This is a genomic window from Saccharopolyspora sp. NPDC050642, assembly GCF_040654735.1.
In the GTDB taxonomy this organism is placed as follows: domain Bacteria; phylum Actinomycetota; class Actinomycetes; order Mycobacteriales; family Pseudonocardiaceae; genus Saccharopolyspora; species Saccharopolyspora elongata.
In genome coordinates, this window is record NZ_JBFAIN010000011.1 from 39588 (window position 1) to 63935 (window position 24348).

The 24348-nt window shown below is 71.6% G+C and carries 22 protein-coding genes; 6 read left to right on the top strand and 16 right to left on the bottom strand.

Going from position 1 to position 24348, the window contains the following annotated elements; translation table 11 throughout:
• Positions 1 to 66: 66 nt before the first annotated feature.
• Positions 67 to 810: a TetR family transcriptional regulator gene (locus tag AB0H93_RS18995; protein ID WP_358574086.1), complete on the bottom strand. Its 744-nt coding sequence runs from the start codon at positions 808 to 810 to the stop codon at positions 67 to 69.
• 131 nt (positions 811 to 941) lie between these two features.
• Between AB0H93_RS18995 and AB0H93_RS19000 the strand changes: the two genes are divergently transcribed.
• The gene (locus AB0H93_RS19000) at positions 942 to 2099 is read left to right on the top strand and encodes an acyl-CoA dehydrogenase (protein ID WP_358574088.1); all 1158 of its coding nucleotides are present in this window, start codon (positions 942 to 944) and stop codon (positions 2097 to 2099) included.
• Positions 2100 to 2243: 144 nt separating this feature from the next.
• A complete protein-coding gene (locus tag AB0H93_RS19005) occupies positions 2244 to 2672 on the top strand; it encodes a DoxX family protein (protein ID WP_358574090.1) in 429 nt (142 codons plus the stop codon).
• Positions 2673 to 2675: 3 nt separating this feature from the next.
• On the opposite strand, the gene AB0H93_RS19010 is transcribed toward AB0H93_RS19005, so the two are convergent.
• Positions 2676 to 3149, bottom strand: a complete 474-nt coding sequence (locus AB0H93_RS19010; RefSeq protein ID WP_358574092.1) for a DUF1232 domain-containing protein — start codon at positions 3147 to 3149, stop codon at positions 2676 to 2678.
• Positions 3150 to 3270: 121 nt separating this feature from the next.
• On the opposite strand from AB0H93_RS19010, the gene murJ reads away from it, so the two are divergent.
• Positions 3271 to 4896, top strand: coding sequence for a murein biosynthesis integral membrane protein MurJ (gene murJ / locus AB0H93_RS19015; RefSeq protein WP_358574094.1), 1626 nt, complete (start codon positions 3271 to 3273; stop codon positions 4894 to 4896).
• Positions 4897 to 4899: 3 nt separating this feature from the next.
• Here murJ and AB0H93_RS19020 read toward each other — a convergent pair whose 3' ends face one another.
• The 4 genes from AB0H93_RS19020 to AB0H93_RS19035 all read right to left on the bottom strand — a co-directional run bounded on the left by AB0H93_RS19020 (position 4900) and on the right by AB0H93_RS19035 (position 8417).
• Positions 4900 to 5622 (bottom strand): glutamine amidotransferase, encoded by a 723-nt coding sequence (locus AB0H93_RS19020; protein ID WP_358574348.1) that lies wholly within the window; start codon positions 5620 to 5622, stop codon positions 4900 to 4902.
• A complete protein-coding gene (locus AB0H93_RS19025; protein ID WP_358574096.1) occupies positions 5622 to 6956 on the bottom strand; it encodes a MurT ligase domain-containing protein in 1335 nt (444 codons plus the stop codon). The genes AB0H93_RS19020 and AB0H93_RS19025 overlap by 1 nt, the downstream gene beginning before the upstream one ends.
• A gap of 63 nt (positions 6957 to 7019) precedes the next feature.
• Positions 7020 to 7196, bottom strand: a complete 177-nt coding sequence (locus AB0H93_RS19030) for a hypothetical protein (RefSeq protein ID WP_358574098.1) — start codon at positions 7194 to 7196, stop codon at positions 7020 to 7022.
• A gap of 576 nt (positions 7197 to 7772) precedes the next feature.
• Positions 7773 to 8417 carry a transglycosylase family protein gene (locus AB0H93_RS19035; protein WP_358574101.1) on the bottom strand — a complete coding sequence of 215 codons (645 nt, stop codon included), beginning with the start codon at positions 8415 to 8417 and terminating at the stop codon, positions 7773 to 7775.
• A gap of 541 nt (positions 8418 to 8958) precedes the next feature.
• Here AB0H93_RS19035 and AB0H93_RS19040 point away from each other — a divergent pair.
• Positions 8959 to 9630 carry a DNA alkylation repair protein gene (locus AB0H93_RS19040; protein ID WP_358574103.1) on the top strand — a complete coding sequence of 224 codons (672 nt, stop codon included), beginning with the start codon at positions 8959 to 8961 and terminating at the stop codon, positions 9628 to 9630.
• A 61-nt stretch (positions 9631 to 9691) separates the two neighbouring features.
• On the top strand, positions 9692 to 10210 hold the full coding sequence (locus tag AB0H93_RS19045) for a kinase (RefSeq protein ID WP_358574106.1): 519 nt from the start codon (positions 9692 to 9694) through the stop codon (positions 10208 to 10210).
• A 147-nt stretch (positions 10211 to 10357) separates the two neighbouring features.
• On the opposite strand, the gene AB0H93_RS19050 is transcribed toward AB0H93_RS19045, so the two are convergent.
• From AB0H93_RS19050 to fdh, 6 genes are all read right to left on the bottom strand, one after another.
• Positions 10358 to 12697 carry an FtsX-like permease family protein gene (locus AB0H93_RS19050; protein WP_358574108.1) on the bottom strand — a complete coding sequence of 780 codons (2340 nt, stop codon included), beginning with the start codon at positions 12695 to 12697 and terminating at the stop codon, positions 10358 to 10360.
• On the bottom strand, positions 12694 to 13404 hold the full coding sequence (locus AB0H93_RS19055) for an ABC transporter ATP-binding protein (protein ID WP_358574111.1): 711 nt from the start codon (positions 13402 to 13404) through the stop codon (positions 12694 to 12696). The genes AB0H93_RS19050 and AB0H93_RS19055 overlap by 4 nt, the downstream gene beginning before the upstream one ends.
• A complete protein-coding gene (locus AB0H93_RS19060) occupies positions 13401 to 13925 on the bottom strand; it encodes a PadR family transcriptional regulator (RefSeq protein ID WP_358574114.1) in 525 nt (174 codons plus the stop codon). Before AB0H93_RS19060 ends, AB0H93_RS19055 begins: the two co-directional genes overlap by 4 nt.
• Positions 13926 to 13991: 66 nt before the next feature.
• Positions 13992 to 14912 carry an NrfD/PsrC family molybdoenzyme membrane anchor subunit gene (nrfD, locus tag AB0H93_RS19065; RefSeq protein ID WP_358574116.1) on the bottom strand — a complete coding sequence of 307 codons (921 nt, stop codon included), beginning with the start codon at positions 14910 to 14912 and terminating at the stop codon, positions 13992 to 13994.
• On the bottom strand, positions 14888 to 15748 hold the full coding sequence (locus AB0H93_RS19070) for a 4Fe-4S dicluster domain-containing protein (protein ID WP_358574119.1): 861 nt from the start codon (positions 15746 to 15748) through the stop codon (positions 14888 to 14890). Before AB0H93_RS19070 ends, nrfD begins: the two co-directional genes overlap by 25 nt.
• A 4-nt stretch (positions 15749 to 15752) precedes the next feature.
• Entirely contained in the window at positions 15753 to 19028 is a 3276-nt protein-coding gene (gene fdh / locus AB0H93_RS19075) for a formate dehydrogenase (protein ID WP_358574121.1), read from the bottom strand.
• Between the two features lie 122 nt (positions 19029 to 19150).
• Here fdh and AB0H93_RS19080 point away from each other — a divergent pair, with 122 nt between their 5' ends.
• Positions 19151 to 19816 (top strand): helix-turn-helix domain-containing protein, encoded by a 666-nt coding sequence (locus AB0H93_RS19080; protein ID WP_358574123.1) that lies wholly within the window; start codon positions 19151 to 19153, stop codon positions 19814 to 19816.
• Between the two features lie 7 nt (positions 19817 to 19823).
• On the opposite strand, the gene AB0H93_RS19085 is transcribed toward AB0H93_RS19080, so the two are convergent.
• From AB0H93_RS19085 to AB0H93_RS19100, 4 genes are all read right to left on the bottom strand, one after another.
• Positions 19824 to 20450: a pyridoxamine 5'-phosphate oxidase family protein gene (locus AB0H93_RS19085; protein ID WP_358574125.1), complete on the bottom strand. Its 627-nt coding sequence runs from the start codon at positions 20448 to 20450 to the stop codon at positions 19824 to 19826.
• Between the two features lie 86 nt (positions 20451 to 20536).
• On the bottom strand, positions 20537 to 21592 hold the full coding sequence (locus tag AB0H93_RS19090) for a PDR/VanB family oxidoreductase (protein ID WP_358574127.1): 1056 nt from the start codon (positions 21590 to 21592) through the stop codon (positions 20537 to 20539).
• Positions 21592 to 22473: a metal-dependent hydrolase gene (locus AB0H93_RS19095; protein ID WP_358574129.1), complete on the bottom strand. Its 882-nt coding sequence runs from the start codon at positions 22471 to 22473 to the stop codon at positions 21592 to 21594. The genes AB0H93_RS19090 and AB0H93_RS19095 overlap by 1 nt, the downstream gene beginning before the upstream one ends.
• Before the next feature lie 16 nt (positions 22474 to 22489).
• Positions 22490 to 24259 carry an SDR family oxidoreductase gene (locus AB0H93_RS19100; RefSeq protein WP_358574131.1) on the bottom strand — a complete coding sequence of 590 codons (1770 nt, stop codon included), beginning with the start codon at positions 24257 to 24259 and terminating at the stop codon, positions 22490 to 22492.
• Between the last annotated feature and the right edge of the window lie 89 nt (positions 24260 to 24348).

Below are 24348 nucleotides of genomic sequence, written 5' to 3' on the forward strand. Positions count from 1 at the left end.
ATCTAATCGATATTTTTGATCAGCACACCTGCCCCCTTCGCACTGACACTGAGTGCCGGACTCCCGCTAGCGGATGTCCCGCAGCGCCTCTTCGAAGTGCTTGAGGACGACGCCCGCAGGCGCCGCGGTCCGCACCACGCCCACCACGACGTTCTCCCCCGCCTCGACGGCGGAATCGTCGCGGCCCCACTGCCCCGACATCGCGACCGTCACCTGCTGCAGCGCTTCGCGCAGCAGCGCCTTCGCGTCCAGCGCTCCCCCGCTCTTCAGCCACTGGCGGAGCACGTGGTTGTGCGCGGCGACCACCGCCGAGGCCACCACCGCGGCGCGCAGATCGCCGCCCGGCTCGTCCGCGTAGCGGCCGCGCAGGTAGCGCGCGAACACCCGCTGGTAGCGATCGATGCTGGCGATCTCCTTGTCCCGCAACGCGGAAACCTCTCGGGTCAGCTCGAACCGCTTCAGCGACACCTCCGGCTCCGCCAGGTACATCTCCAGCACCACCTCGGCGGTCCGTCCGAGCACCGCGAGCGGATCGGCCGCCGGGTCGGCGGCCGCCAGCAGCTCGACCACCTCCGCCAGCCGCTCGTCGTGGCCGGGGAAGACGACGTCCTCCTTGGACCGGAAGTACCGGAAGAAGGTGCGCCGGCCGACGCCCGCCGCTTCGGCGATCTGGTCCACAGTGGTCGCTTCGAAGCCCTGCTCGCCGAACAGCTCCATCGCGGCCAGCGCCAGGGAGCTGCGCACCCGCCGGCGGCCGTGCGGGGTGCGGCCGGAACGGGTTCTGGGCGCCGGAGTCGCTGCCTCGAACATGGCCGGAATATAGCACCGCCCGCGATTGCTAGTGGCACTCAGTGCCGTTACGATGGCGGCAGGAACAGGGTCCGCCGGCGCGGACCACGAGGACTACCCGGCCGGGGAGCCGGGGAACTAGGAGGCATCCGGTGGACCCGAGCTTCGGCACCTACCAGCTGGCCGAGGAGCACGAAGCACTGCGCGAGGCGGTGCGTGCCCTGGCCGAGAAGGAGATCGCGCCGTACGCGGCCGAGGTGGACGAGCAGGAGCGGTACCCGCGCGAGGCGCGCGACGCGCTGGTCAAGGCGGGCTTCGCCGCCGTGCACGTACCGGAGGCCTACGACGGGCAGGGCGCCGACTCGGTCGCCACCTGCATCGTGATCGAGGAGGTCGCCCGGGTCTGCGCCTCGTCGTCGCTGATCCCGGCGGTGAACAAGCTCGGCACCATGCCGATCCTGCTCTCCGGCTCCGAGGAGCTCAAGAAGAAGGTGATGCCCTCGATCGCCAACGGTGAGGCGACCGCGTCCTACGCGCTGTCCGAGCGCGAGGCAGGTTCGGACGCCGCGTCGATGAAGACCCGCGCGCGCCTCGACGGCGACCACTGGGTGCTCAACGGCAGCAAGTGCTGGATCACCAACGGCGGCGAGTCCAAGTGGTACACCGTGATGGCGGTGACCGACCCGGACAAGGGCGCCAACGGCATCAGCGCGTTCGTCGTGCACGCCGACGACCCCGGATTCGTGGTGGGCCCCAAGGAGAAGAAGCTCGGCATCAAGGGCTCGCCGACCGTGGAGCTGTACTTCGAGGACTGCACGATCCCGGCCGACCGGATCATCGGCGAGCCCGGCACCGGCTTCAAGACCGCGCTGCGCACGCTGGACCACACCCGGCCCACGATCGGCGCCCAGGCCGTCGGCATCGCGCAGGGCGCGCTGGACCAGGCGCTGACCTACGTCAAGGAGCGCAAGCAGTTCGGCAAGGCGATCTCCGACTTCCAGGGCGTCCAGTTCATGCTGGCCGACATGGCGATGAAGGTCGAGGCCGCGCGCCACATGGTCTACGTCGCCGCGGCCCGCGCCGAGCGCGGCGAGGCGAACCTCGGCTTCATCTCCGCCGCCGCGAAGTGCTTCGCCTCCGACGTCGCCATGGAGGTCACCACCGACGCGGTCCAGCTCTTCGGCGGCGCCGGCTACACCCGGGACTTCCCGGTGGAGCGGATGATGCGCGACGCCAAGATCACCCAGATCTACGAGGGCACCAACCAGATCCAGCGCATGGTGATGGCCCGCTCCCTGCTCAAGGGCTGAACCACCGGGTTGGGGGCCGCGGGCCGGCCCCCAACCCTCCTGCCCAGCGAGAACTCCGCCGAGATGACTGCGACGCGGCCACCCACCAGACTTGAAGGTGGGGCCGCGCCGCCAGCGGGGTCGACGCAGGACAGGAGGCACGTCATGCACGTCGTTCGTGATTTCTTCGCCTTCATCGGCCGGCTGGGCATCGGGATCATCCTGATCGCGCACGGATGGCAGAAGGTCGTCGACTACGGGCTGGGCGCGGTCGCGCAGAGCTTCGCCGGCATGCAGATCCCGTTCCCGCACGTGTCGGCCTGGTACGCGGCCCTGGTCGAACTGATCGGTGGCGTGTTCCTGATCCTCGGGCTGCTGCTGCCGCTGGTGGGCGTCCTGGTCGCCATCGACATGGCCGGCGCGGTGCTGTTCGTGCACCTGCCCCACGGCCTGTTCTCCCCCATGGGCTTCGAACTGCCGCTGGCCATCGGCGTCGCCGCGCTCGCACTGGGCTTCAACGGCGGCAACTGGTCGATCGACCACGGCCTCTTCCGCCGCCGTCGCACTCCCACCGAACCCGCGCCGACGACCTGAGGACTACTCGGCGTCCGTACCGGACCGCTGCTCCCGGGCGGCGAGGAAATTGCCCGCTTCGGCGTACAGGCTGGTCAGCAGCCAGGTACCGACGCCGATGTCGTCGCCGATGCCCAGCAGCGGCAGGAAATCCGGGATGAAGTCGATCGGCGACACCACGTACACCGCGGCCAGCAGCCAGAGCGCGAGCTGGTAGCGCGGCAGCACCGGATTCCGGCCCCGCGCGGTGGAGGCGATCATCGACGGAACCGCGCGGGCCCGCCGCAGCGGGCTGCCCACCGGCGCCACCCGGTGCGCGCGGACCGCCGCCCGCAGCGGGAGCCGGCGGCGAGCCGCCGCGACCGCTCCGGCGACGAGCATCCCGAGGCCCGCGGCGATCAGGCCCACCGGCAGCAACCAGCCACCCGTCATGTCGCCGCCGCTGACGATCGCCACGACCACCCCGGCCACCAGCAACAGCCCGCCGATCACGATCATCGCAGCGCCTCCCCCGTCCACGTCGGTGTGATCAGGTTGCCATGGGACGAGCGGTCGCGAGGCGGCGGCCGGGTTTTCATGGCACGGTCGGCGCAGGTGGGACCGAGAACTGGGGAGCGTCGTGGTCGAGCAGGCCGATTCCAGCGTGCGCGGCAGTTCGCTGGCCCGGGCCAGCGCGGCGATGGCGGTGGCGACCACCGTCAGCCGGGTCAGCGGCCTGCTGGCGAAGGTGCTGCTCGTGGCCGTTCTCGGGCTCGGCATGGTCAACGACTCCTACACGGTCGCGAACACCCTCCCGACCGTGGTCAACGAGCTGCTGCTCGGCGGGGTGCTCACGAGCATCGCGGTGCCGCTGCTGGTGCGGGCGCAGCAGGAGGGCGCCCGGCAGGGCGAGGCCTACGCGCAGTGGATGATCACCATGGGTGGGGTGCTGCTGATCGCGGCCACCACCGCCGCGGTGGCCGCCGCGCCGCTGCTCACCGAGCTCTACCTCGGCCCCGACACCCGGGCCAACGCCGCGCTGACCACGGCGTTCGCCTACCTGCTGCTGCCCGGCATCGTCTGCTACGGGATGTCCGCGCTGCTGCAGGCGATCCTCAACGTGCGCGGCGTGTTCGGCACCCCGGCCTGGGCCCCGGTGCTCAACAACGTCGTCGTGATCACCACAGTCGTGGTGTACGCGCTGGTGCCCGGCGAGATCTCGGCGCACCCGGTGCGCATGGGCGAGCCGAAGCTGCTGATCCTGGGCATCGGCACGGCGCTGGGCATCGGCGCCCAGGCGGCGATCATGGCCGTTTCGCTGCGCCGCAGCGGTTTCCGGTTCCGCTGGCGGTGGGGCTGGGACCGCAGGCTGTCCGAGTTCGGCGGGCTCGCCGGCTGGGTCGTGCTCTACACGCTGATCAGCCAGGCCGGCATGGTGGTGATCACCCGCGTCACCGGGCAGGGCACCACCGGCAGCGTCGCGACCTTCAACTACGCCTGGCTGCTGTCGCAGGTCCCCTACGGCGTGCTCGGCGTCTCGCTGCTCACCGCGCTGATGCCCCGGATCAGCCGCGCCGCAGCGGCCGAGGACACCGCGGAGTTCGTCGCCGACGTGTCGTTGGGCAGCCGGCTGAGCGCCGTGCTGCTGATGCCGATCAGCGCGCTGCTGGCGGTCGCCGGCGGCGCGATCGGCGTGGCGTTCTTCTCGCTGGGCGCCAGCGACGTCGCGGCGGCGGACCGGCTCGGCTGGGCGCTGGCGGCCGCCGCGCTGGGCGTGGTCCCGTTCGCGATCACAATGCTGCAGCTGCGCGCGTTCTACGCGATGAAGGACGCGCGCAGGCCCACCTGGATCAACGTGATCATGGTTCTGGTCCGCAGCGTGCTGTGCTACGTCGCGCTCGCCGTGCTGGATCCGCGCGATCTCGTCGTCGGCGTCACCGGCGCGATGTCGGTGAGCTTCGTGATCGGCGCGATCGCCGGCCAGATCTGGTTGCACCGCAGGGTCGGCCCGGTCCAGACCCGCCGGACCCTCGCCGGGATCGGGCGCGCGATCGCCGCCGCCCTGCTCGGTTGCGCCTGCGGGCTCGCCGCCCTCACCGGGCTGCGCAGCGCGTTCGGCCCGTTCGGGCCGGTCGCCGATGCCTGGTTCGCGCTGGTGGTGCACACGGTGGTGGTGCTGGCGGTCAGCTTCGGCGCGCTGGCGCTCTTCCGCGCCCCGGAGCTGCGACCCGCGGTCGACCGGCTGGCCCGGATCTTCCGCCGTTGACGGTCACTTGCGGTTGCGGACGTGCGGCCGGGTTCGTTCGGCGCGAAGCGCGCGCAGCTCCGGAGGATCGGGCAGCGGCTCCAAGGGTTCGCCGATCGCCCATTCCAGCAGCAGATCGGCCAGCTTCGGATTGCGCGCCAGCACCGGTCCGTGCAGGTAGGTGCACACGACGTGCCCGCGGACCGCGCCTTCGGCATCGTCGTGACCGTTGCCGATTCCGCGCGTCACGCGGCCCAGCGGCTGGGAGCCGGGGCCGACCCGGGTGCGGCCGAGGTGGTTCTCGAACCCGGTGAGCATCCCGACGCCGCCCAGGGTGGACTGCGTGGTCACCTCGCCGATCGCGCGCCCGCTGCCCGGCTCGGTGGCCGCGTCGACCACGCCCAGGCCGGCGTGCTGCACGCCGTCGCCGGTGACGAAGCTCGTCCCGAGCACCTGCAGGCCGCCGCAGATGCCCAGCACCGGCGAGCCGCGTTCCACCGCGCGCCGCAGCCCGGGACCGCGGTGCAGGAACCGGACCGCGGCCACCTGCGCGACGTCCTCCCCGCCGCCGATCAGGTACAGGTCGCAGGACTCCGGCACCGAGGCGGAATCGGAGAGCACCGTCACCGTCTCGCTGTCGATGTTGCGCCACTTCAGCCGCTGCGCCAGCACCAGCACGTTGCCCCGGTCGCCGTACGTGCCCAGCAGGTCGGGCAGCACCAGCGCGAGCCGGACGCGGTCGCGCATCATCGCCGGCTCCTGGTCACGAGGTCGCGGAAGGCGGTGTAGTTGGCTATCACGTCCGGCACGCCGGTGGCCGACCCGGCCAGCGCCTCGTCCACATCGGACGACACGGCGCAGGGCACCTCGGCATAGCGCAGCCGCACCGCCAGATCCAGGGCCCGGTCCCCCGCCACCCGGACCGGCCGGTCGCGCAGCACCTCGAAATCCACGTCCCACAGCCAGGAAACGTCGTAGCCGTCGGCCTCCCGGCTGTTGACCACCAGCACCAGCGGTTCGTCGCCGCCGTCGACGAGGTCGAGCATCTCCAGCCAGCTGGCCGGATTCTTCGCCAGCAGCAACCGGGTGTCCCGCCCGGCGAGCCGGACCGTCTGGTACCGGCCGGCGGCCTCCGAGATCCGTGCGATCCGTGCCAGCGACGCGTCCTCGTCGCAGCCCAGGTGCAGCGCCGCGGCCAGCGCGAACGTCGCGTTGACCCGGTTGACGTGGCCCGGCAGCGACAGCGCGAGCTCGTGGTGGGAGCCGTCGGCGGACACCGCGCCGGTTCCGGTGACCGTCCAGTCCGCGGCGGGACGCGCCAGGCCGCAGGCGCAGCGCCAGTCCCGGTCGGTGTCGCCGATGAACGCGCCGCAGTTCGGGCAGTTCAGCGCGTCGTCCTTCCAGCGCACGCCACCGGAGATCCAGGTGACCGCGGGATGACCGGCGGCGGCGAAGACGATGTTCGGGTCGTCCCGGTTCGCGATCACCTGCGCGCCCGGCGCCTGCGCCAGGGCGCGCCGCAGGCTCGCGGCGACGGTGCGGATCTCGCCGACCCTGTCGAGCTGGTCCCGGCTGAGGTTGAGCAGCAGGATCACGGCCGGCTCGAACTGCTCGGTCACCTGCGCCAGGTGCAGCTCGTCGACCTCCAGCGCGGCGAACGGGGCGCCCGGCCTGGTCATCAGCGCGGCGACGTGTCCGTCGAGCATGTTCGCGCCGGTGCCGTTGCTGACGGCGGGAGCCTGCGAGCGCAACGCCTCGGCCACCATCTGCGTGGTCGTCGTCTTGCCGTTCGTCCCGGTGACCATCACGACACGCCGCCCGGTTGCCAGCCTGCGCAGGGCACTCGGTTGTACGCTCAGCGCGAGTCGGCCACCGATCATCCCGCCGCTGCCCATGCCGAGCCGCCGCGACATCGACGCCGCCAGCCGCCCGAGATCGACGGCGATGGCGGTGCGCAGGTCTTGGCGCTGCGCCCTGCGCATCGGCGGTGCCGGGACGACCCGCCAGCTCTGATCGGTCGGCCGGTCTGCGGTCGGGGCGCGCTCCGCCGCCTCCCTCGAGTCCCGCGTGGTGTCGGTCATGCGTCCCTCCCCCCTCGGCGCCCGCACACGCGCGACACGCCTAGGTCAGCTCCGGAAGACGCGTCACCACCAATGGGCCGCACTCGGGCGCGCCGTCCGTCGCTTCTTCGCCAGTGTGGCGCGCGTTCGGCGAAACAGCGCGACGATCAGCAGCAGGGCACCGGCGACGATCGTCGCCGGGCCGACCCAGCCGCCCAGGGCGGTCACCTCCACCAGCGCGGCGTAATGACCTGCGTCCATCTTGCTCTCCCGCTTTCCCGCGGTACGTGTCCTTTTCCCGCACCGAGCGCGCGGCCGGGCTTGATCACGAGAATGATCGGGGCAACGGGCGATGCGACCGGTCCCAACATGCCGATGGATCACCCTGCCGGGCAGCATTCATCCCGGGTGATGATCGGAAGACACGGAACGTACAAGGCGAATGACGGGGCACGCGTTCGAACCGCGCGCCGAATTCGCCTCGGGCACGCGGAATTCGAGATGCCCGCGACGATCGGACGATGTGGACACTTCGCCCGATCGGGTTAGAAAACTCGACACGTTCGGCGATCAACGGAACGGTCATTAGGCTCGGGAAGCACTCCGACGGTCCCGCTCGAAGGGAGCCCGCCGTGACCGAAGCCCTGGTGCTGATCCTGATGTCCGGCCTCGCCCTCGGTGGCGTCAGCTGGACCGCGTGGGACATCCGCAGCGACCTGCGCCGCCGCAAGCTGAAATGAGCCCGTTCCCCGCGCCTCGACCGGAAATGCAAGGGACCCCGCCGGAGAGAGGCAGGCGGGGTCCCTTGCGGTCGCCCGGTCACGCGGACCGGACGGGTCACTTCACGGTCAGCTGCTGACCCGGGAAGATCAGGTTGGCGTCGCTGACGACGCCGTGGTTCTTCTCGAAGATCGACTGCCAGCTGACGTCGAACTCGGCACCGATCGAGCTCAGCGTGTCGCCGGCCTGCACGGTGTAGGCGCCCTCGACCTGGACGGTCTTCTTGACCTCGGTCTTCTTGGTCTCGGTCTTGACCTTGGGCTTGGTCTCCGTCTTCGGAGTGGTCTTCTTCGTGGTGGTCGAAGAGACGCTCTGGTTCTGCAGGCCGCCACTGGCCGTCAGACCCGCCTTCTTCGAGCACACCGGCCAGGCGCCCGGGCCCTGCTTCTGCAGCACGCGCTCGGCGACCGCGATCTGCTGCTCGCGGCTGGCCTGCGAGGCGTTCGAGGCGTAGCTGGTGCCACCGTAGGCGGCCCAGGTGGACTGGTTGAACTGCAGGCCGCCGTAGTAGCCGTTGCCGGTGTTGATCGACCAGTTGCCGCCGCTCTCGCACTTCGCGACGGCGTCCCAGGTGGACTGCGACGCGGCGTTGGCCGGCAGGGCCAAGGCGAACGGGGCGGCGACGACCGCGCCGGCGAGGGCGACCCGCGCGACGTTGCGGCCGGTGGTGGACTTGCGGTGCTTGCCTCGGGAGCTAGCCATGTTCTTCGTCTCCAGCGACGCCTGCGCTGACGCCGGGGGCGGCGATCGACGCGGCCGAGACTGCTCGGCCGGACGCCGGGCTCGCCGTCGTCGTCAGGCCCCTGCCCTGGTGCACGTGTCGGGGGTCGGAAGGCCCGCTGGGCAGGGTTCGGCGAAGCGGACTTCCGGTCTTGCTCGTCGGCTCGGGGGCGCCGACGAGGGGCCACGCTACGTAGCCGGAAACCGAGGACCAAACCATCCGCGAGTGGCCATCGTCATAGAAACATCGACAAGATCGCCGCGATTGCGGGGTTTTTCCAGCTCATTTCTTGATCGACGATGAGCCTGCCGCCGGAAATCCCATCACCCACGGTGAGACATGAGCCACGACTCACCCTATTGAGTGCTCACAGCGCGTCCCCGACCGCATTCGATCAGTTCACGTGGACACACCGAAAAGATCGAGCGGAGGCACTTCGTCTCGTCCGAAGAGCCCGAATTGCCCGGCACAACATCCCTTGCCTCGTAGGCTGATCCCACACGTGATGGACAGGAGGCCGAGGTGGCTGAGACGTCGGTGGCCGAGGTGATGGCCGAGCTGGCCGCGCTCGAGGACCCGAAGGCGCGCAAGGTGAACGAGAAGCACGGTGACGATCACGGCGTGAACCTCGGCAAGCTCCGTGCGCTCGCGAAACGGCTGAAAACGCAGCAGGAACTCGCGCGCCAACTCTGGGAGACGGACGACACCGCCGCGAAGCTGCTGGCGACCCTGATCTGCCGCCCGAAGGCGTTCGAGCGTGACGAGCTGGACGCCATGTTGCGTGCCGCGCGCACCCCCAAAGCGCACGACTGGCTCGTGAACTACGTGGTGAAGAAGAGCCCGCACGCCGAAGAGCTGCGCCTGGCCTGGTCCGCCGATCCGGATCCGGTGATCGCGAGCGCCGGCTGGGCACTGACCACCGAACGCGTGGCGAAGAAGCCCGAGGGCCTCGACCTCGCGGAGCTGCTCGACGTCATCGAGGCGGATATGAAAGGCGCCCCGGACCGCCTGCAGTGGGCGATGAACAGCTGCCTGGCCCAGATCGGGATCAGCCACGCCAAGCACCGCGACCGGGCACTCGACATCGGTGAGCGCCTGGAGGTACTCAAGGACTACCCGACCCCACCGAACTGCACGTCACCGTTCGCGCCCATCTGGATCACCGAGATGGTGCGCCGGCAGCAGGACGAGTAGGAAGGCCTCGCGCCCACACTCGTGCCGCACAGCCCCGGATCAAACCTCTAGCCTGTGGCGAATGGGGCTTGTCGGATCCCTCGCGACACGGCTGGTCGTACTTCGGGGCAACTCGGGCAGCGGTAAGAGTTCGGTGGCGCTCGCGGCGCGCGCACGACTTGGCCGTACGTGCGCACTCATCCCGCAGGACCTGATGCGGCGGACCGTGCTCAAGGAACGCGACGTGCCGAACGGCTTCAACATCGGCCTGATCAGCACTGTCGCTCGATACGCCCTCGACAGCGGTTACCACGTGATCATCGAAGGAATCCTCAGCTCCGAGAGGTACTCCTCGATGCTGACCCGTCTCGCAGCCGACCACCGCGGCGGCACCAGGTTCTACTACCTCGATGTCTCCTTCGCCGAAACCGTGCGCCGGCACTCAACACGCCCGCAGGCTGCGGAGTTCGGCCCGGGCGACATGCGCGACTGGTACCGCCACCGCGACCTCCTCCACTTGCCCGGAGAACAGGTCATCCCGGAAACCTCCGGGCTGGAGGACACCACAAACCGCATCCTCACGGAGGGATTCGGCCTCTAGCCGCCTTCCGAAGCCCAGACATCTCCGCGGGACGAGATACAATTTCATTCACCACTGAAATTATAGATAATACAAACCTACGATGGGCGCCTTCTGCCGATGTCAGGAGGAGGCGCCCATCGACTCGGGGCTACTCGTCCGGCGGGGTCACTCCGTGCGGAGGCCCGTCGGGTGGGCGGCTCGGCCGAGCGCCGGGAGGGTCAAGGCCGTTACGACCAGGACCGCCGCTGCCGCGAACGCGAAGAGGCCGAGCATGCCGGGCAGGTCGAAGACGATCCCTCCCCTCCCGCTGTTCGTGGCCGCCGCCGTCAGCGTGCCGAGCAGCATGCCGACCACCGTCGCCAGCGCCGTTGCGACGAGCATCGGGACCGCGTTCTGCAGGAGTTGCGACCGCCGCAGGGTTCGCCTCGGGACGCCCACCGCCCCGAGCACGGCCAGCGGCCTGCGTCGTTCCTGGATCTGCTCGGCCGCCGAGACGAACAGGCTGCACCCGATGAGCGCGAAGGTGAGCAGCGCGCCCGCCAGCAGCGCGGCGCGGATCGCGACCAGGGTCGACTCCTCGCTCGAGGTCGCGTCCCCTCCGCTTGCCGTCGTGAACCAGGAGCTGTACTCGGCGAGGTGCGCCGCGGCGATGTTGCGGACGCGCTCGCCCAAGTCGTTCGGGGCCGCCGGGTCGAGGCGGATGTCGACCTGCAGGTGCTGGACTTCCGCCGGAATGCCGGCGGCTGCGGCCGGGGTCAGCACCATCGCGATGTCGTAGTCACCGAACTCGACCGGCGCGGACGCCGGCCGCACCGACTCCGGCACGTTCCAGGCCGGTGGTGGCGTGTTCGAGCGGAACTCCCGTCCGTACGACGATTCCGCCAGTTCGACGCGCTCGGCGGGCCGTAGCGGGCTGTGGCCGGGCGGCGCGAACGCGTCGCCGTCCCGGCAGTCCGGCACCGTGAGCAGCCGGGCGATCTGCGCGCAGTCGGCGATGAGCAACGGGGCAGTCGACCGGTCCTGCTCCGTGACCAGGGCAATCGTCGCGACCCGCACGTCGTCGATGCCGGGCAGCGATCGCACTTCCTGCTCGATCCGCCCGATCTCGGCGGGATCGGCCGGTCGTTCGCCGGTGATCCGTCCCTCGGCCGACGCCGGTTGCACCGCTTCGCGCGGAGTGCTGTGGTTCGCGCGTTCGGCTTCGACCGAGGCCACCAGCGTCTGCAGGGCGATCACGCCCGCGACCACGACTGCGATCGCACTGACCGACCGCGCGGCGGGACCGCTGGCCAGCTGCAGCCGTCCGATCGCCAGCTGCCACGCCGTCGAGCCGCCGCGCAGGCGTCCGACCGCGCGCTCGACGCACCACGGCAGCAGCACCGGGATCCCGACCAGCACGAGCACCACGGAGACGACGAACAGCGGCAGGTCGTCCACGCTGTCGAAACCCACGGTGACGGTCAGCAGTCCCAGCAGGCCCAGTCCGAGCGGCACCAGGCGCCAGCCCAGGCGACGCCGCCGCGACACCGTCCGGCGGGTCACGTCCAGCGGGTCGGCGATGGTCTGCGCCAGCGAACCGATCGTGACGACGACCGCGACGGCCGGGATGCCGACCGTCACGAGCACGGCGAGCCACCACACCGGGGTGATGTCGAAGTCGAAGACGGCGGTCCGCACGACGGTCACCCCACTGGCCAACGTCCTCCCGAGGAAGAACAGCGCCCAGCCCAGCACGACGCCCAGCAGCGCGCCCGCCAGCGCTTCACCCGCCGCCATCCGGCGGATCTGCTCGCCGCCGGCACCGACCAGCCGCATCGCCGACAGCCGGCGCTGCCTCGCGGTCTCGGCCAATCGCGTGGTGGCCGCCACGTACACCACGATCGGCACCAGCAGCGCGGCCAGGCCGAGGGCGAGCATGAGCCACTCGTCCGTGGAGAACGTCGTGCGACTGTGCCCCGGAGCCTCCCCGAAGTGGTCCATCACCCCGCTGACGTTGCTGCTCTGCGGCGAAAGCGCGTCGGTTCCGGCGTAGAAGAAGAGCTCGTTGGGGTCGACCAGGCCCTCGTCGGCGATGACGCCGACCACGTTGGGGAACCTTGGCTGAAGCAGCTCGCCGTCCGGCCCGGAGAGGATCTGCTGCAGCGCGGGCGAGACCACGAACTCTCCCGGGCTCGGGTTCTGGTGCAGCCCGGGAGCAACCGGCCCGTCGGGACGCTGGTTCTGCACCCACATCCCCTGGACCCACTCATTCCGGAACTGCGTCGCGGTTTCCGCCACCAGCACCGATGCGACGTCCCCGGCGACGGCGCCGACACCCAACCTCTCGTCGAACCGGGCGTCGCGGGAGGAGGCGACGTTCGGGATCGATGCCGCCGCCAGCAGCAGCGCCACGCCGAGCCCGACACCCGCGGCGGTGACCACCAGCCGACCCCACGCCCGCCGGCCGGTCACCGCCAGGCGGAGCCCGAAGGACAGGTCCCGCATCCAGTCCTGCGCAGTCGTCATCGGGCCACTCCGGTGAGCTGGGTGCTGCCGTCGCGGAGCACGACCTCCCGGTCCGCGTAGGCGGCGACGCGCGGTTCGTGGGTCACCAGCACCACCGCCGCGCGGGCACCCCGCGCGGCGCGCGTCAGCAGCTTCATCACCTGCTCGCCGCCGGCGGAGTCCAGCGCGCCGGTCGGCTCGTCGGCGAAGATCACCTTGGGTTCGGCGACCAGCGCCCTGGCCAGCGCCGCGCGCTGGCCCTGCCCGCCGGAGATGTCGCCGGGCCGCGACCGGGCCACGTCGGCGATCCCCAGCTCTTCCAGCCACAACGCGGCCTTGGACTCCGCTTCGCGGCGCGCCACCCCGGACAGCCGCAGCGGCAGCGCCACGTTCTCCCGCACCGTCAGCTCCGGCACCAGCTGCCCGAACTGGAAGACGAAGCCGAACTCCTCGCGGCGCAGGGCGCTCCGCCGCTCGTCGGACAGCGTCGTCAGCTCCGTGCCGCGGTAGCTGATCCGACCCGACTCCGGCAGGCGGATGCCGGCCAGGCAGTGCAGCAGGGTCGACTTCCCGGACCCGGACGCGCCCATCACCGCGACGATCTCCCCCTCCGAGACGGACAGGGACACGCCGCGCAGCGCCGGCGTCGGGCCGAAGGACAGGTGCAGGTCCGTGCCGCGCAGCAGCGGTTCGGCTGCGGGCGCCTGGGTCACCGCTGGTTCGGTCACTGGGAAACCTCCTGGGCGAGTGGTTCGAGGCGGGACACGGCGAGTTCGAGCCACCGCAGGTCCGCCTCCAGGTGGAAGAGGGCGTAGTCGTGCACCAACTGCTCGCCGGGTTCGGCTTCGGTCTTGCGGCGGGTCAGTTCGCGCATGCGGGCCAGGTGGGCGCCGCGCTGGCGGTCGAGCACCTCCGTCGCGTCGCGACCGGAGCGGACGGCGAGGACGACCTTGGCGTAGAGCGTGTTGTGGAGTTCTGCCACGGGCTTCTCCGGGGTGGACAGCCACTCCTCGATCCGGTGCCGGCCGGCCTCGGTGATCGAGTAGCGCTTGCGGTCCGGTCCCCCGCCGGACTCGACTCCGTCCACTTCGACCAGTTCGTCCCGCAGCAGCCGGGACAGCGTCGAGTAGACCTGCCCGTAGGCCAGCGACTTGGCGTGCCCGAAGCTCTCGTCGTAGGCGCGCTTCAAGTCGTATCCGTAGCTGGGGCCACCTTCCAGCAGCCCCAGCAAGGTGAGACTGATCGACATGCCGGCAACTATACACGCGATGTATATAGCGAGTGTATAGATGCCCGAATCAAGCGATTCCGCTGGTCAGGCGCGTTCGCGTTGCGGCACCACCGTGTACCGGGGATCCCGGACCGACGCACGACCGGCCTCGAAGACCGCGTACCGCGTCGCGGCGGCCGCCGCGGTCAGGCCCAGCCCCGAGGCGATCGCGGCCGCCCGGCTGCGCCCGGCGAACAGCGCCGCTCCCGCACCGAAGGCGGTCAGCGCCCGGGCAGCACGCCACACCGCGCCCGCGCGCCCCTGCCGGTAGACCTCGCCGACCAGCCCGATCCGCCGGTGCATGCGCTGTGCGGCGGCGAACTCCAGCGCCGCCCCGGCCACCGCCATCCGCCGCGCCGGGCCGGACTCGCCCGGCGCGGTGAGCATGCCGATCGCACCCGCGCTCGACACAGCGCTCCCGGCGAACAAGAACGGCAGCTCGCGGTACGCCTCGTGCCAGCCCGGGACCGCCGTGTCGGCCAGCAGCACCGCGGTGTAGGTCGTCATCGCGGGCGCGATCACCCCGGCCGTGGTGGCCGCCGCGCGGCCCAGAACCGGGAGCCGCCCGGTGAGTTCGCTGGCCACGGCCGCACTGGACAACGCCGAGAACGGCGCCAGGATCCAGGACCCGACGCTCAGCGGCGAGGTCGGCTTCAACACCCGGAGCATGTTCAGGAACCGCGCCGGGCGCCCGAGGTCGTGGATCAGCGCCCCGACGCTGGCCGTCGCGCCGACCGCCGCGGCCAGCCTGCCGGAGCGCGCCAGCTGCCGGTACCCGGTGAAGTCCGCGCACAGCGCCATCGCCGACGACGCCCCCGCCAGCCCGCCGAGGTAGAGGTATGCGGGAACGTCCGGCACCTTCCACACCGGCTGCTTGAGCACCGGGCGCCCGTAGTAGGACCGGAACTCCGCCTCCGGCACCATCAGCCGGTCGCCGCGCTTCACCGCCTGCCCCCGAGGAAGCATCCGGCGATCACCGCCGCCGCGGTCAGCGCCGCGCCCGCCGCGTGCCGCCACATCGACGGCAGGTCCCGCGTCGTCACCACCGGGTCCGGTGGCAGCCCGTACACCTCCGGCTCGTCCAGCAGCAGGAAGAACGCGCCGTCGCCGCCGACCCCGTCGGTCGGGTCGTGCCCGTAGAGCCTGGCCTCGGCGATGCCCTGGGCGTGCAGTTCTTCGACGCGCAGTTGCGCGCGGTCGCGGAGTTCGTCGAGCGGGCCGTACTGGATGGACTCCGTCGGGCACGCCGTCGCGCAGGCGGGCATCAGCCCGGCGCCCAGCCGGTCCTGGCACAACGTGCACTTGGCCGCGCCGCCGGTGTCCGGCCGCACGTCGATCACCCCGTACGGGCAGGCGGGCACGCAGTAACCGCAGCCGTTGCACACGTCGTCCTGCACCAGGACCGTGCCGTACTCGGTGCGGATCAGCGCGCCCGTCGGGCAGACGTCGAGGCATGCCGCGTGGGTGCAGTGCTTGCAGACGTCCGAGGACATCAGCCAGCGGACCTGGTCCTCGCCCATGCCCGGCATGCCCAGGTCCACAGTGGACCCGTGTTGTTCGACGAAGGCCACGTGCCGCCACGTCGTCGCGCCGAGCGCGCCGGTGTTGTCGTAGGACATCCCGGTGAGGTCGAGGCCGTCCTCGGGCAGCAGGTTCCACTCCTTACAGGCGACCTCGCACGCCTTGCACCCGATGCACACGCTGGTGTCGGTGAAGAACCCGACGCGGTCGGGGTGGCCCGACGGGTAGCCCGCCTCCCCCGCCGGGTCCGCCAGCGGTCCGCTCAACCGGTTCGATTCCACGCGCTCACTCGCCTCCTCGCCTCGGGCTGTCGGCGTGCTCCGTGCCGGTGCGCTCGGTGATCCCGGCGCGCCTGCGGTACTCCTCGACGTAGCGGACCAGCGCCGCGCCGCGCGGGCGGCGGCCCGGCCGGATGTCGCAGGCACCGGCCTTGGTCTCCATGATGTGCACGTTCGGGTCCAGCGCCACGTTGATCAGCTCGTTCGCCGCGTCGCCGGTCGTCAGGCCGTTCGGCCCCCAGTGCCACGGGATGCCGATCTGGTGGATGGTGCGCTCGCCGTGGCGCAGCGGCCGCATCCGGGCGGTCACCAGGACGCGGCCTTCGATGGCGCTGCGGGCGGTGACCACGGTCGCCCAGCCCAGGTGCCGCAGCCCGCGCTCGGCCGCCAGCGCCGGGGAGACCTCCAGGAACATCGCCGGCGCCAGCTCGGACAGGTGCGCCAGCCACCGGCTCATGCCGCCCGCGGTGTGGTGCTCGGTGAGCCGGAACGTGGTGAACACGTACGGGAACACCTCGCTGCCGGGTTCGGCGCCGCTGGGCTGGTAGCGGTTCTCCGGCCGCGAGAACACCTGCCGCGCCGGATTCCGCTGCTGGGCGGCGTGGATCCGGTTCTCCAGCGGCGATTCCTGCGGCTCGTAGTGCGCCGGCAGCGGGCCGTCGACCAGCCCGGCCGGGACGTAGAGCCAGCCACGCCCGTCGCTCTGCATGATGAACGGTTCGGTGCCCGCGATGCCCTCGGGCCCGGTGGCGTCCGGGTCGGGCAGGTAGTCCGGCCGCTTGGCCCGGTCGAAGTCCGGGATGTCGTGGCCGGTCCACTCGCCGCGCTCGTCGTCCCACCAGACGTAGGCCTTCCGGTCGCTCCACGGCCGGCCGTCCGGATCGGCCGATGCCCGGTTGTAGAGCAGCCGCCGGTTCGCCGGCCAGGCCCAGCCCCACTCCGGCGCGACCCACGACTGATCGCGGCCCGGGCGACGCCGCGCGGACTGGTTGATCCCGTCGGCGAAGACGCCGCAGTAGATCCAGCAACCGCAGCGGGTGGACCCGTCCGGGCGCAGCTGGGTGTAGGACGACAGCGGGTCGCCGGCGGCGTCGAAGCCGTTGATCTCCTGCAGCACGGCCGCCGCGCTCGGCTCGCGGATGTCGCCCTCGACCGGGTAGTCCCAGGTCAGCTCCAGCAGTGCCCGGTCCCGCTCGGCGCCGGGTTCGAGCTTCTCCCGGATCCGCCGCCCCAGGTGGTAGAAGAACCACAGGTCGCTGCGCTGATCCGCTTGCGGTTCAACGGCTTTGTGGTGCCACTGCAGCAGCCGCTGGGTGTTGGTAAAGGTGCCGTCCTTCTCGGTGTGCGCCGCGGCGGGCAGGAAGAACACCTCGGTGCCGATGTCCTCGGTGCGCATCTCGCCGGTCTCGATCTCCGGGCCGTCCAGCCAGAAGGTGGCCGTCTCGATCAGGTTGAGGTCGCGCACCACGAGCCAGTCCAGGTTCGCCAGGCCCATCCGCTGCTGGCGGGCGTTCGCCGTGCCCACCGCCGGGTTCTCGCCGACGACGAAGTAGCCCTTGCAGCGCCCCTCGATCTGGTCGATCGCGGTCTGGAAGGTGCCGTGGTCGCCGGTCAGCCGCGGCAGCCGGTCGAAGCAGAAGTCGTTGTCGGCCGTGGCGTGCTCGCCCCACCACGCCTTGAGCAGGCTGACCAGGTAGGACCGCATGTTGCCCCAGTAGCCGCGCGCGAGCTCGTCCGGCGCGACGAAGGAGTCAAGGTCGAAGTCGGCGTGCGCGTGCGGCATCGGGATGTAGCCGGGAAGCAGGTTGAACAGCGTCGGGATGTCGGTCGAGCCCTGGATGCTGGCGTGCCCGCGCAGCGCCAGGATCCCGCCTCCGGGCCGGCCGATGTTGCCCAGCAGCAGCTGCAGGATGGAGGCGGCGCGGATGTACTGCACGCCCACCGTGTGGTGCGTCCAGCCGACCGCGTAGGCGATCGCCGTGGTGCGGTCCCGGCCGGAGTTCGCCACGAGCTGCTCGGCCACCCACTCGAAGTCCTCGCGCGGAACCCCGCACACCTCCTCCACCATTTCCGGCGTGTAGCGCGCGTAGTGCCGCTTGAGCAGCTGGAACACGCAGCGGGGATGCTGCAGCGTCGGGTCGGTCTCGGCGCGACCGCGGTAGACCGGGCCGCCCGCTCCGGTGCGCTCCGGGCGGCTGGCGTCGCGCTCGCGTCCGTGGGGCGTCGTGGGCACCGCGGTCTCCGGGCCGTGACCGCCGACCGACGGCACCGCGGAACTGCCCTCGTACTGCCAGGTCGTCGTGTCGTAGCTGCCCGCTTCGGGGTCGAAGCCGGAGAAGACGCCGTCGAGGTCCTCCGTGTCCCGGAAGTCCTCGCCCACGATCATCGGCGCGTTCGTGTAGGCCACGACGTAGTCGTGGAAGTAGGCGTCGTTGGTCAGGACGTGGTTGATCAGCGCGCCGAGGAACGCGATGTCGCTGCCCGCGCGCAGCGCGACGTGCCGGTGCGCCAGCGCCGAGGTGCGGGTGAAGCGCGGGTCGACGTGGATGATCGTGGCGCCGCGCCGCTTCGCCTCCACCACCCACTGGAAGCCGACCGGGTGCGCCTCGGCCATGTTGGACCCCTGGATGAGGACGCAGTCGGCGTTGGCGAGGTCCTGCTGGAACGTGGTGGCGCCGCCGCGCCCGAACGAGGTGCCCAGACCGGGCACCGTGGAGGAGTGTCAAATGCGGGCCTGGTTCTCCACCTGGATCGCGCCGAGGGCGGTGTAGAGCTTCTTCATGAGGTAGTTCTCCTCGTTGTCGAGGGTCGCTCCTCCGAGGCTCGCGATGCCCGTCGTGCGCCGCAGCGGCCGGCCGTCGGCGTCGGCGTCCTGCCAGGTGGCGGCCCGGGTGGCCAGCACCCGGTCGGCGATCATGTCCAGCGCGGTGTCGAGGTCGAGGTCCTCCCACCCGGTGCCGTGCGGGCGGCGGTAGCGGACCTTGGTCTGCCGCAGCGGCGAGGTCACGAGCTCGCGGCTCGCCGAGCCCTTGGGGCACAGCCGGCCGCGGCTGATCGGCGAATCGGGATCGCCCTCGATCTGGGTGACCGCGCCGTCCTGGACGAAGACCCGCTGCCCGCAGCCCACCGCGCAGTACGGGCACACCGAACGGACCACCGCGTCGGCGTCCTCGGTGCGCGCCCGCCGCTCATCGGTGCGCCGCGACCGGGCCGCCGGGCCCCTGCCCAGCGGGTCCGCCCCGGTCAGCTGGCGAACCACCGGCCAACGCAACCACTCCGCCATCGCCGTTCTCCCCACACGCGTGGTTCCAGGAGAAACCCGGCGGCGGCGCGGCGCAAGCCCAGCGCTCGCACCGGTCATCGGCGCGCTTGACCTGGGCCGGAGCCGGGACGAATCTGGCAGGTATGACGGCCGCTGCGGCGGAGAACCCGGCTTCCCGACCTCAGGACCGCCGCCATCGCCGGACCATGCGCACCCGCGCGGCCATCGAAGCGGCGGCCCTGAAGCTGTTCACCGAGCAAGGCTTCGCCAGCACCACGGTGGAGCAGATCGCCGAGGCCGCCGACATCGCCCCGCGCACGTTCTTCCGCCACTTCCCCAGCAAGGACGCCGTGCTCTTCGGCGACCCGGGCCGCGAGACCGAACGGATGCGCGAAGTGCTGGCCGCCCGGCCCGCCGGCGAGCACCCGATGCGATCGCTGGCCGCGGCGCTGCTGGACGCGGCCGAACGCATCGAACAGGACCGCGCGCAGCACCTGATGCGCGCCGAGCTGCTGGACGGTCTCGAGCACGCCGGCGACTACGAGCTGCACCTCATCAGGCAGCGCTGGGTCCAGGACATGGCCGCGCTGGTCGCGGAACGGACGGGCACCGGCGACGACGACCCGCGCACGGTCGCCTACTCGATCACATTGATGAGCTGCTACGGCTCGGCCATGCACAGCTGGCTGGTCGGCACCGGCGGCACGCCGCTGCGCGAGATCCTCGCCCGGGTGCTGGACGAGACCGCCGGTGGCCTGGCCCAGGCCGCCGACGTGGTCGGTTCGGCGGTCCGGGGTTCGGCGCGCTGACGGCCCGTCAGTAGAGGCCGTTGGCGTAGGACGGGCCGTAGTAGCGCTCCAGTTCCGCCAGCGAGTCCTCCGGGCGCTCCAGGAACTTGGCGATCTGCGCGCGGGAAGCCACGGCGTCCGGCTCCCACGTTTCGGACTTCCACAGCGCGGAGCGCAGGAAGGCCTTCGAGCAGTGGTGGAAGACCTCGTCGATCTCCACCACCAGCGCCAGCGCCGGGCGGTGGCCCTTGACCACCATCTCGTCGAAGAACGGCGCGTCGCGCACCAGCCGCGCGCGGCCGTTGATGCGCAGGGTGTCGCCGCGGCCGGGGATGAAGTAGATCAGGCCGACGTGCGGGTTCGACAGCACGTTGCGGAACCCGTCGACGCGCCGGTTGCCCAGCCGGTCCGGGATGGCGATCGTCCGGTCGTCCAGCGCCAGCGTGAACCCGGCCGGGTCGCCCTTGGGCGAGACGTCGCACGTGCCGTCCGCGGCGGAGGTGGCGATCAGGCAGAACGGCGAGGCCGCGAGCCACTGCCGGTCCAGCTCGTGCAGGCCGGGGCGCGCCTTGTCCGCGACGCGCTGCAGCGGCTCGCCGACGATCTCGCGCAGTTCGTCGACCGACGTGATCTCCACCAGACCAGTGAGCTCCATGGCTTCTCCCCAAGATCGATCTCCCACCTCAGACCGTACGACACCGGGGAGCCCCACCGAGAGTGGTTTTCGTCGCTGCGATCGGTTCAGAGGTCGAGCACGACCCGGCCCGTCGCGCGGGAGGTGCAGATCGCCATCCGGTCGTCCTCGGCCCGGCCCCGGCGGTCGACCTCCCCGGCGAGGACCCGGACGTGGCAGGTTCCGCAGAAGCCCTGGCGGCAGGAGTAGGGCACCTGCGGCAGGACCTCGCCGATCACGTCCAGCGCCGACCGGTCCGCGGGCACCTCGACGGTCTCGCCGGTGCAGGCCAGCTCGACGGTGAACGGGCGGCCGTCGACGATCGGCGGCGCCGAGAACCGCTCCCAGTGCAGCGAATCCGCCGCGCTGCCGGGCAGGTCGACCCGCACGCCGGTGATCATCGGGATCGGCCCGCAGCAGTACACCGCCGCGTCGGGCGGCGAGTGCTCCAGCAGTTCCGCGCCGGAGGCCGGGATGCCGAACTCGGTGTCCGGCCGGATCCAGACGCGCGCCGGGTCCAGCGCCGCCAGCTCGCCGAGGAACGGCATCGAATCGCGCGACCGTCCGGTGTAGACCAGCCGCCAGTCCGCGCCGCGCGCCGCGGCGGTGCGGACCATCGGCAGGATCGGCGTGATGCCGATGCCGCCCGCGATGAACAGGTAGCGCGGCGCGGTGACGAACGGGAACGCGTTGCGCGGCCCGCGCGCGACGATCCGGCTGCCGGAGCGGAGCTCGTCGTGGATCTCGCGCGATCCGCCGCCGTCGGCCAGCCGCCGGACCGCGATCCGGTAGTGCCCGCGCTCGCCGGGATCCCCGCACAGCGAGTACTGCCGCTTGCGGCCGGAGGGCAGCACGACGTCGAGGTGCGCGCCGGGCTGCCAGGAGGGCAGCGGCGCGCCGCTCGGGCTCGTCAGCCGCAGGCTGATCACCTCGTCCGCTTCGGCGCGCACCTCCGACACCAGCAGCGGGATGTCGCGGTCCACCGGCCGGACCGGCGGGTGGTCGCGGCGGTCGTTGCGGTGCAGCCATTCCACGGCGGTGGTCAGCTTGTCGAGCACCCAGAGGAACCGGTCCGGGCCTGCGTGGGTGAGCGCCGGCGGCACGGCGCGATCGACCTCGGCCATCAGTGCTCGGCCGCCTGCGCGGCGGGCGACTTCGCCAGGTACGCCACCGCCTGGCTGGTCGAACCGTGCTGCGACGGGTGGTAGGAGCGGCGGAAGTAGGGCGGGATCGCTTTCAGCATCTGCCAGTAGCTGGGCGTCAGCCCGAGGCGCCCGGTGCGCAGCATGTCGCGGAAGCGCGGCTTGCGGCGGCCGCGCAGCACCGGGTCGTGCGCCATCAGGTAGCGGACGCCTCGCGCCCACAGGATGGCCAGCACGGTGATCGCGATCGCCATCGTCCGGCAGCGCTGCAGGTAGCCGCCGTCGACGTGCATGTAGAGGTCGTAGGCGACCGACCGGTGCTCGACCTCCTCGGCGCCGTGCCAGCGCAGCAGGTCGAGCATCATCGGGTCGGCGCCCGCGGCGTCGAGCTCCGCCGCGTCCAGCACCCACTGGCCGAGGAACGCCGTGTAGTGCTCGATCGCCGCGATCATCGCCAGCCGCTGCACCAGCCACGACTCGGCGCGCTTGCCGGTGTGCGGCCGGTCGCCGAGGATCTTGCGGAACATCCAGCCGACCTGCGCGACGTAGGGCCGGGTGTCCAGGCCGTGCGCGTCGAAGTGGTCCAGCACGCCCTGGTGCGACTCGGCGTGCATCGCCTCCTGGCCGACGAAGCCGCGGACGTCCTCCAGCAGCCGGTCGTCCTTGATCAACGGCATCGCCTGCTTGAAGACCTCCACGAACCAGCGCTCGCCCTCCGGCAGCACCAGGTGCAGAAAGTTGATCATGTGGGTGGCGAACGGCTCGCCGGGAATCCAGTGCATCGGCAGCTGGGCCCAGTCGAAGGCGACGTCGCGGGCCTGCAACGCGACGCGGTCCGGCTCCCCTGGATCGATCTGCGACATCTCCGGCCTCCTCGAATCAGCGGGGCGTCAGGTCGGCCCGGGCCGCCGCGCGCAGCAGCCCGGGGGTCAGGCGGGACAGCACCAGGCCGACCTTGGCTTCGGCGGTGATCGGCGCGACCGCGGCGTCGCGCCGGACCGCGCGCAGGATCTCCGCGGCGGCGCGCTCTGGCGTGAAGTTCCGCCGCTGGTAGAGCTGCTTGGCCGCGCGGCGGCGCCGGTCCTGCTCGGCGTCGGCGACGCCGACGAACCGGGTGCTGCCGGTGATCCCGGTGTTGATCAGCCCGGGGCAGATCACGGTCACCTTGATCCCGTCGGCGGCCAGCTCGGCGCGCAGGCATTCGCTGAGCGCCAGCACCGCCGCCTTCGTGGTGCTGTAAGCCGGGAGCAGCTTCGACGGCAGGTACGCGGCGGCGGAGGCGACGTTGACGATCCGCCCGCCCTCGCCGCGGTCGATCATCTGCCCGGCGAACAGCCGGCAACCGTGGATGACGCCCCACAGGTTGATGTCGATGACGCGTTCCCAGTCCGCCACCTCGGTGTCCACGAAGGACCCGGCGACGCCGATGCCCGCGTTGTTCACCACCACGTCCGGGGTGCCGAGTTCGGCGTGCACGTGTTCGGCGAAGCGCTCCATGCCCGCCTGGTCGGCCACGTCGACGCGGTAGGAGGTGGCGCCCGCGCCGGTGCGCGCGACCAGCTCCGCGGTGGCCTTGGCGGCGGCCTCGTCGACGTCGGCGGTGACCACGTGCGCGCCTTGCGCGGCGAAGGCCAGCGCCGTCGCCCGGCCGATCCCGCCGCCCGCGCCGGTGATCACCACCAGCCGGTCCTGGAAGTGGTGGCGCCCCGGGCGGATCCGGGCGGCCCGCAGGGCTCGCGGCTCCGCGCCGCCTTCGACGTGGTCGACGAGTTCCGCGGCGCACCGCGCGACGAGCTCCGGCCGGCTTCGCGGCAGCCAGTGGCCGCCCGGCAGCCGGCGCACCCGCAGGTTCGGCACCCACGGCGCGATCCCGGTCTGCAGGGGCGTCGACACGAACGGATCGCCACCGGGCGCGAGGACCTGCACCGGGATCTCGGCGCGGCGCTCCCCCGGTTTGCCCAGCCGGGACCGCATGTTCGCCCGGTACAGCTGCAAGCCGTGCAGGCCGTCGGCCAACGCGGGGCGCGTCGGGTTCGCCGCCGTGCGGGGATCGAGCCGCTCCAGCGCACCGATCAGCTTGGGCAGCGCCCCGGTCCGCCACGCCAGCTCGGGCAGGACCGGGAGCTGGAAGAAGCCGATGTAGCCGGAGAAGATCAGCTGCGCGACCAGGTCGCGCAGCCCGCGCGGCGTGGGCCGGTGCAGCTTGGCCCGCATCCAGCGGCCCGCGTGGTCCAGGCAGGGCCCGGAGATCGACGTGAACGAGGCGAACCGGTGGGCCAGCCGCGGATCGGTGACCGCGTGCCAGGCCTGGATCGAGCCCCAGTCGTGGGCCAGCAGGTGCACCGGCCGGTCCGGGCTCACCGCGTCGGCGACGCGGCGCAGGTCGTCGGCGAGCCGGTCCAGCAGGTAGGCGTCGGTGCCGCGGGGCTTGTCGGACTCCCCCGCCCCGCGCACGTCGTAGGTGACCACCCGGTACCGCCCGGACAGCGCCGCCACCACGCCGTCCCAGATCGAGCGGTCGTCGGGGTAGCCGTGCACCGCGAGCAGCGTCGGGGCGGCCGGGTCGCCGTGCTCCCGCACGGCCAACCGCAGCCCATCGCCGGTGTCGATCCACCTGCCGGAATCCGCTTCGCGCGGCGTGCGAGCCATACCCCGCAGAGTACAGACCTTGTCAACAGTCATTGTCACAGTCGACTTGTTCCGGCACCCGGCCAGCGCACCGTTCTCGCGCGAGAACG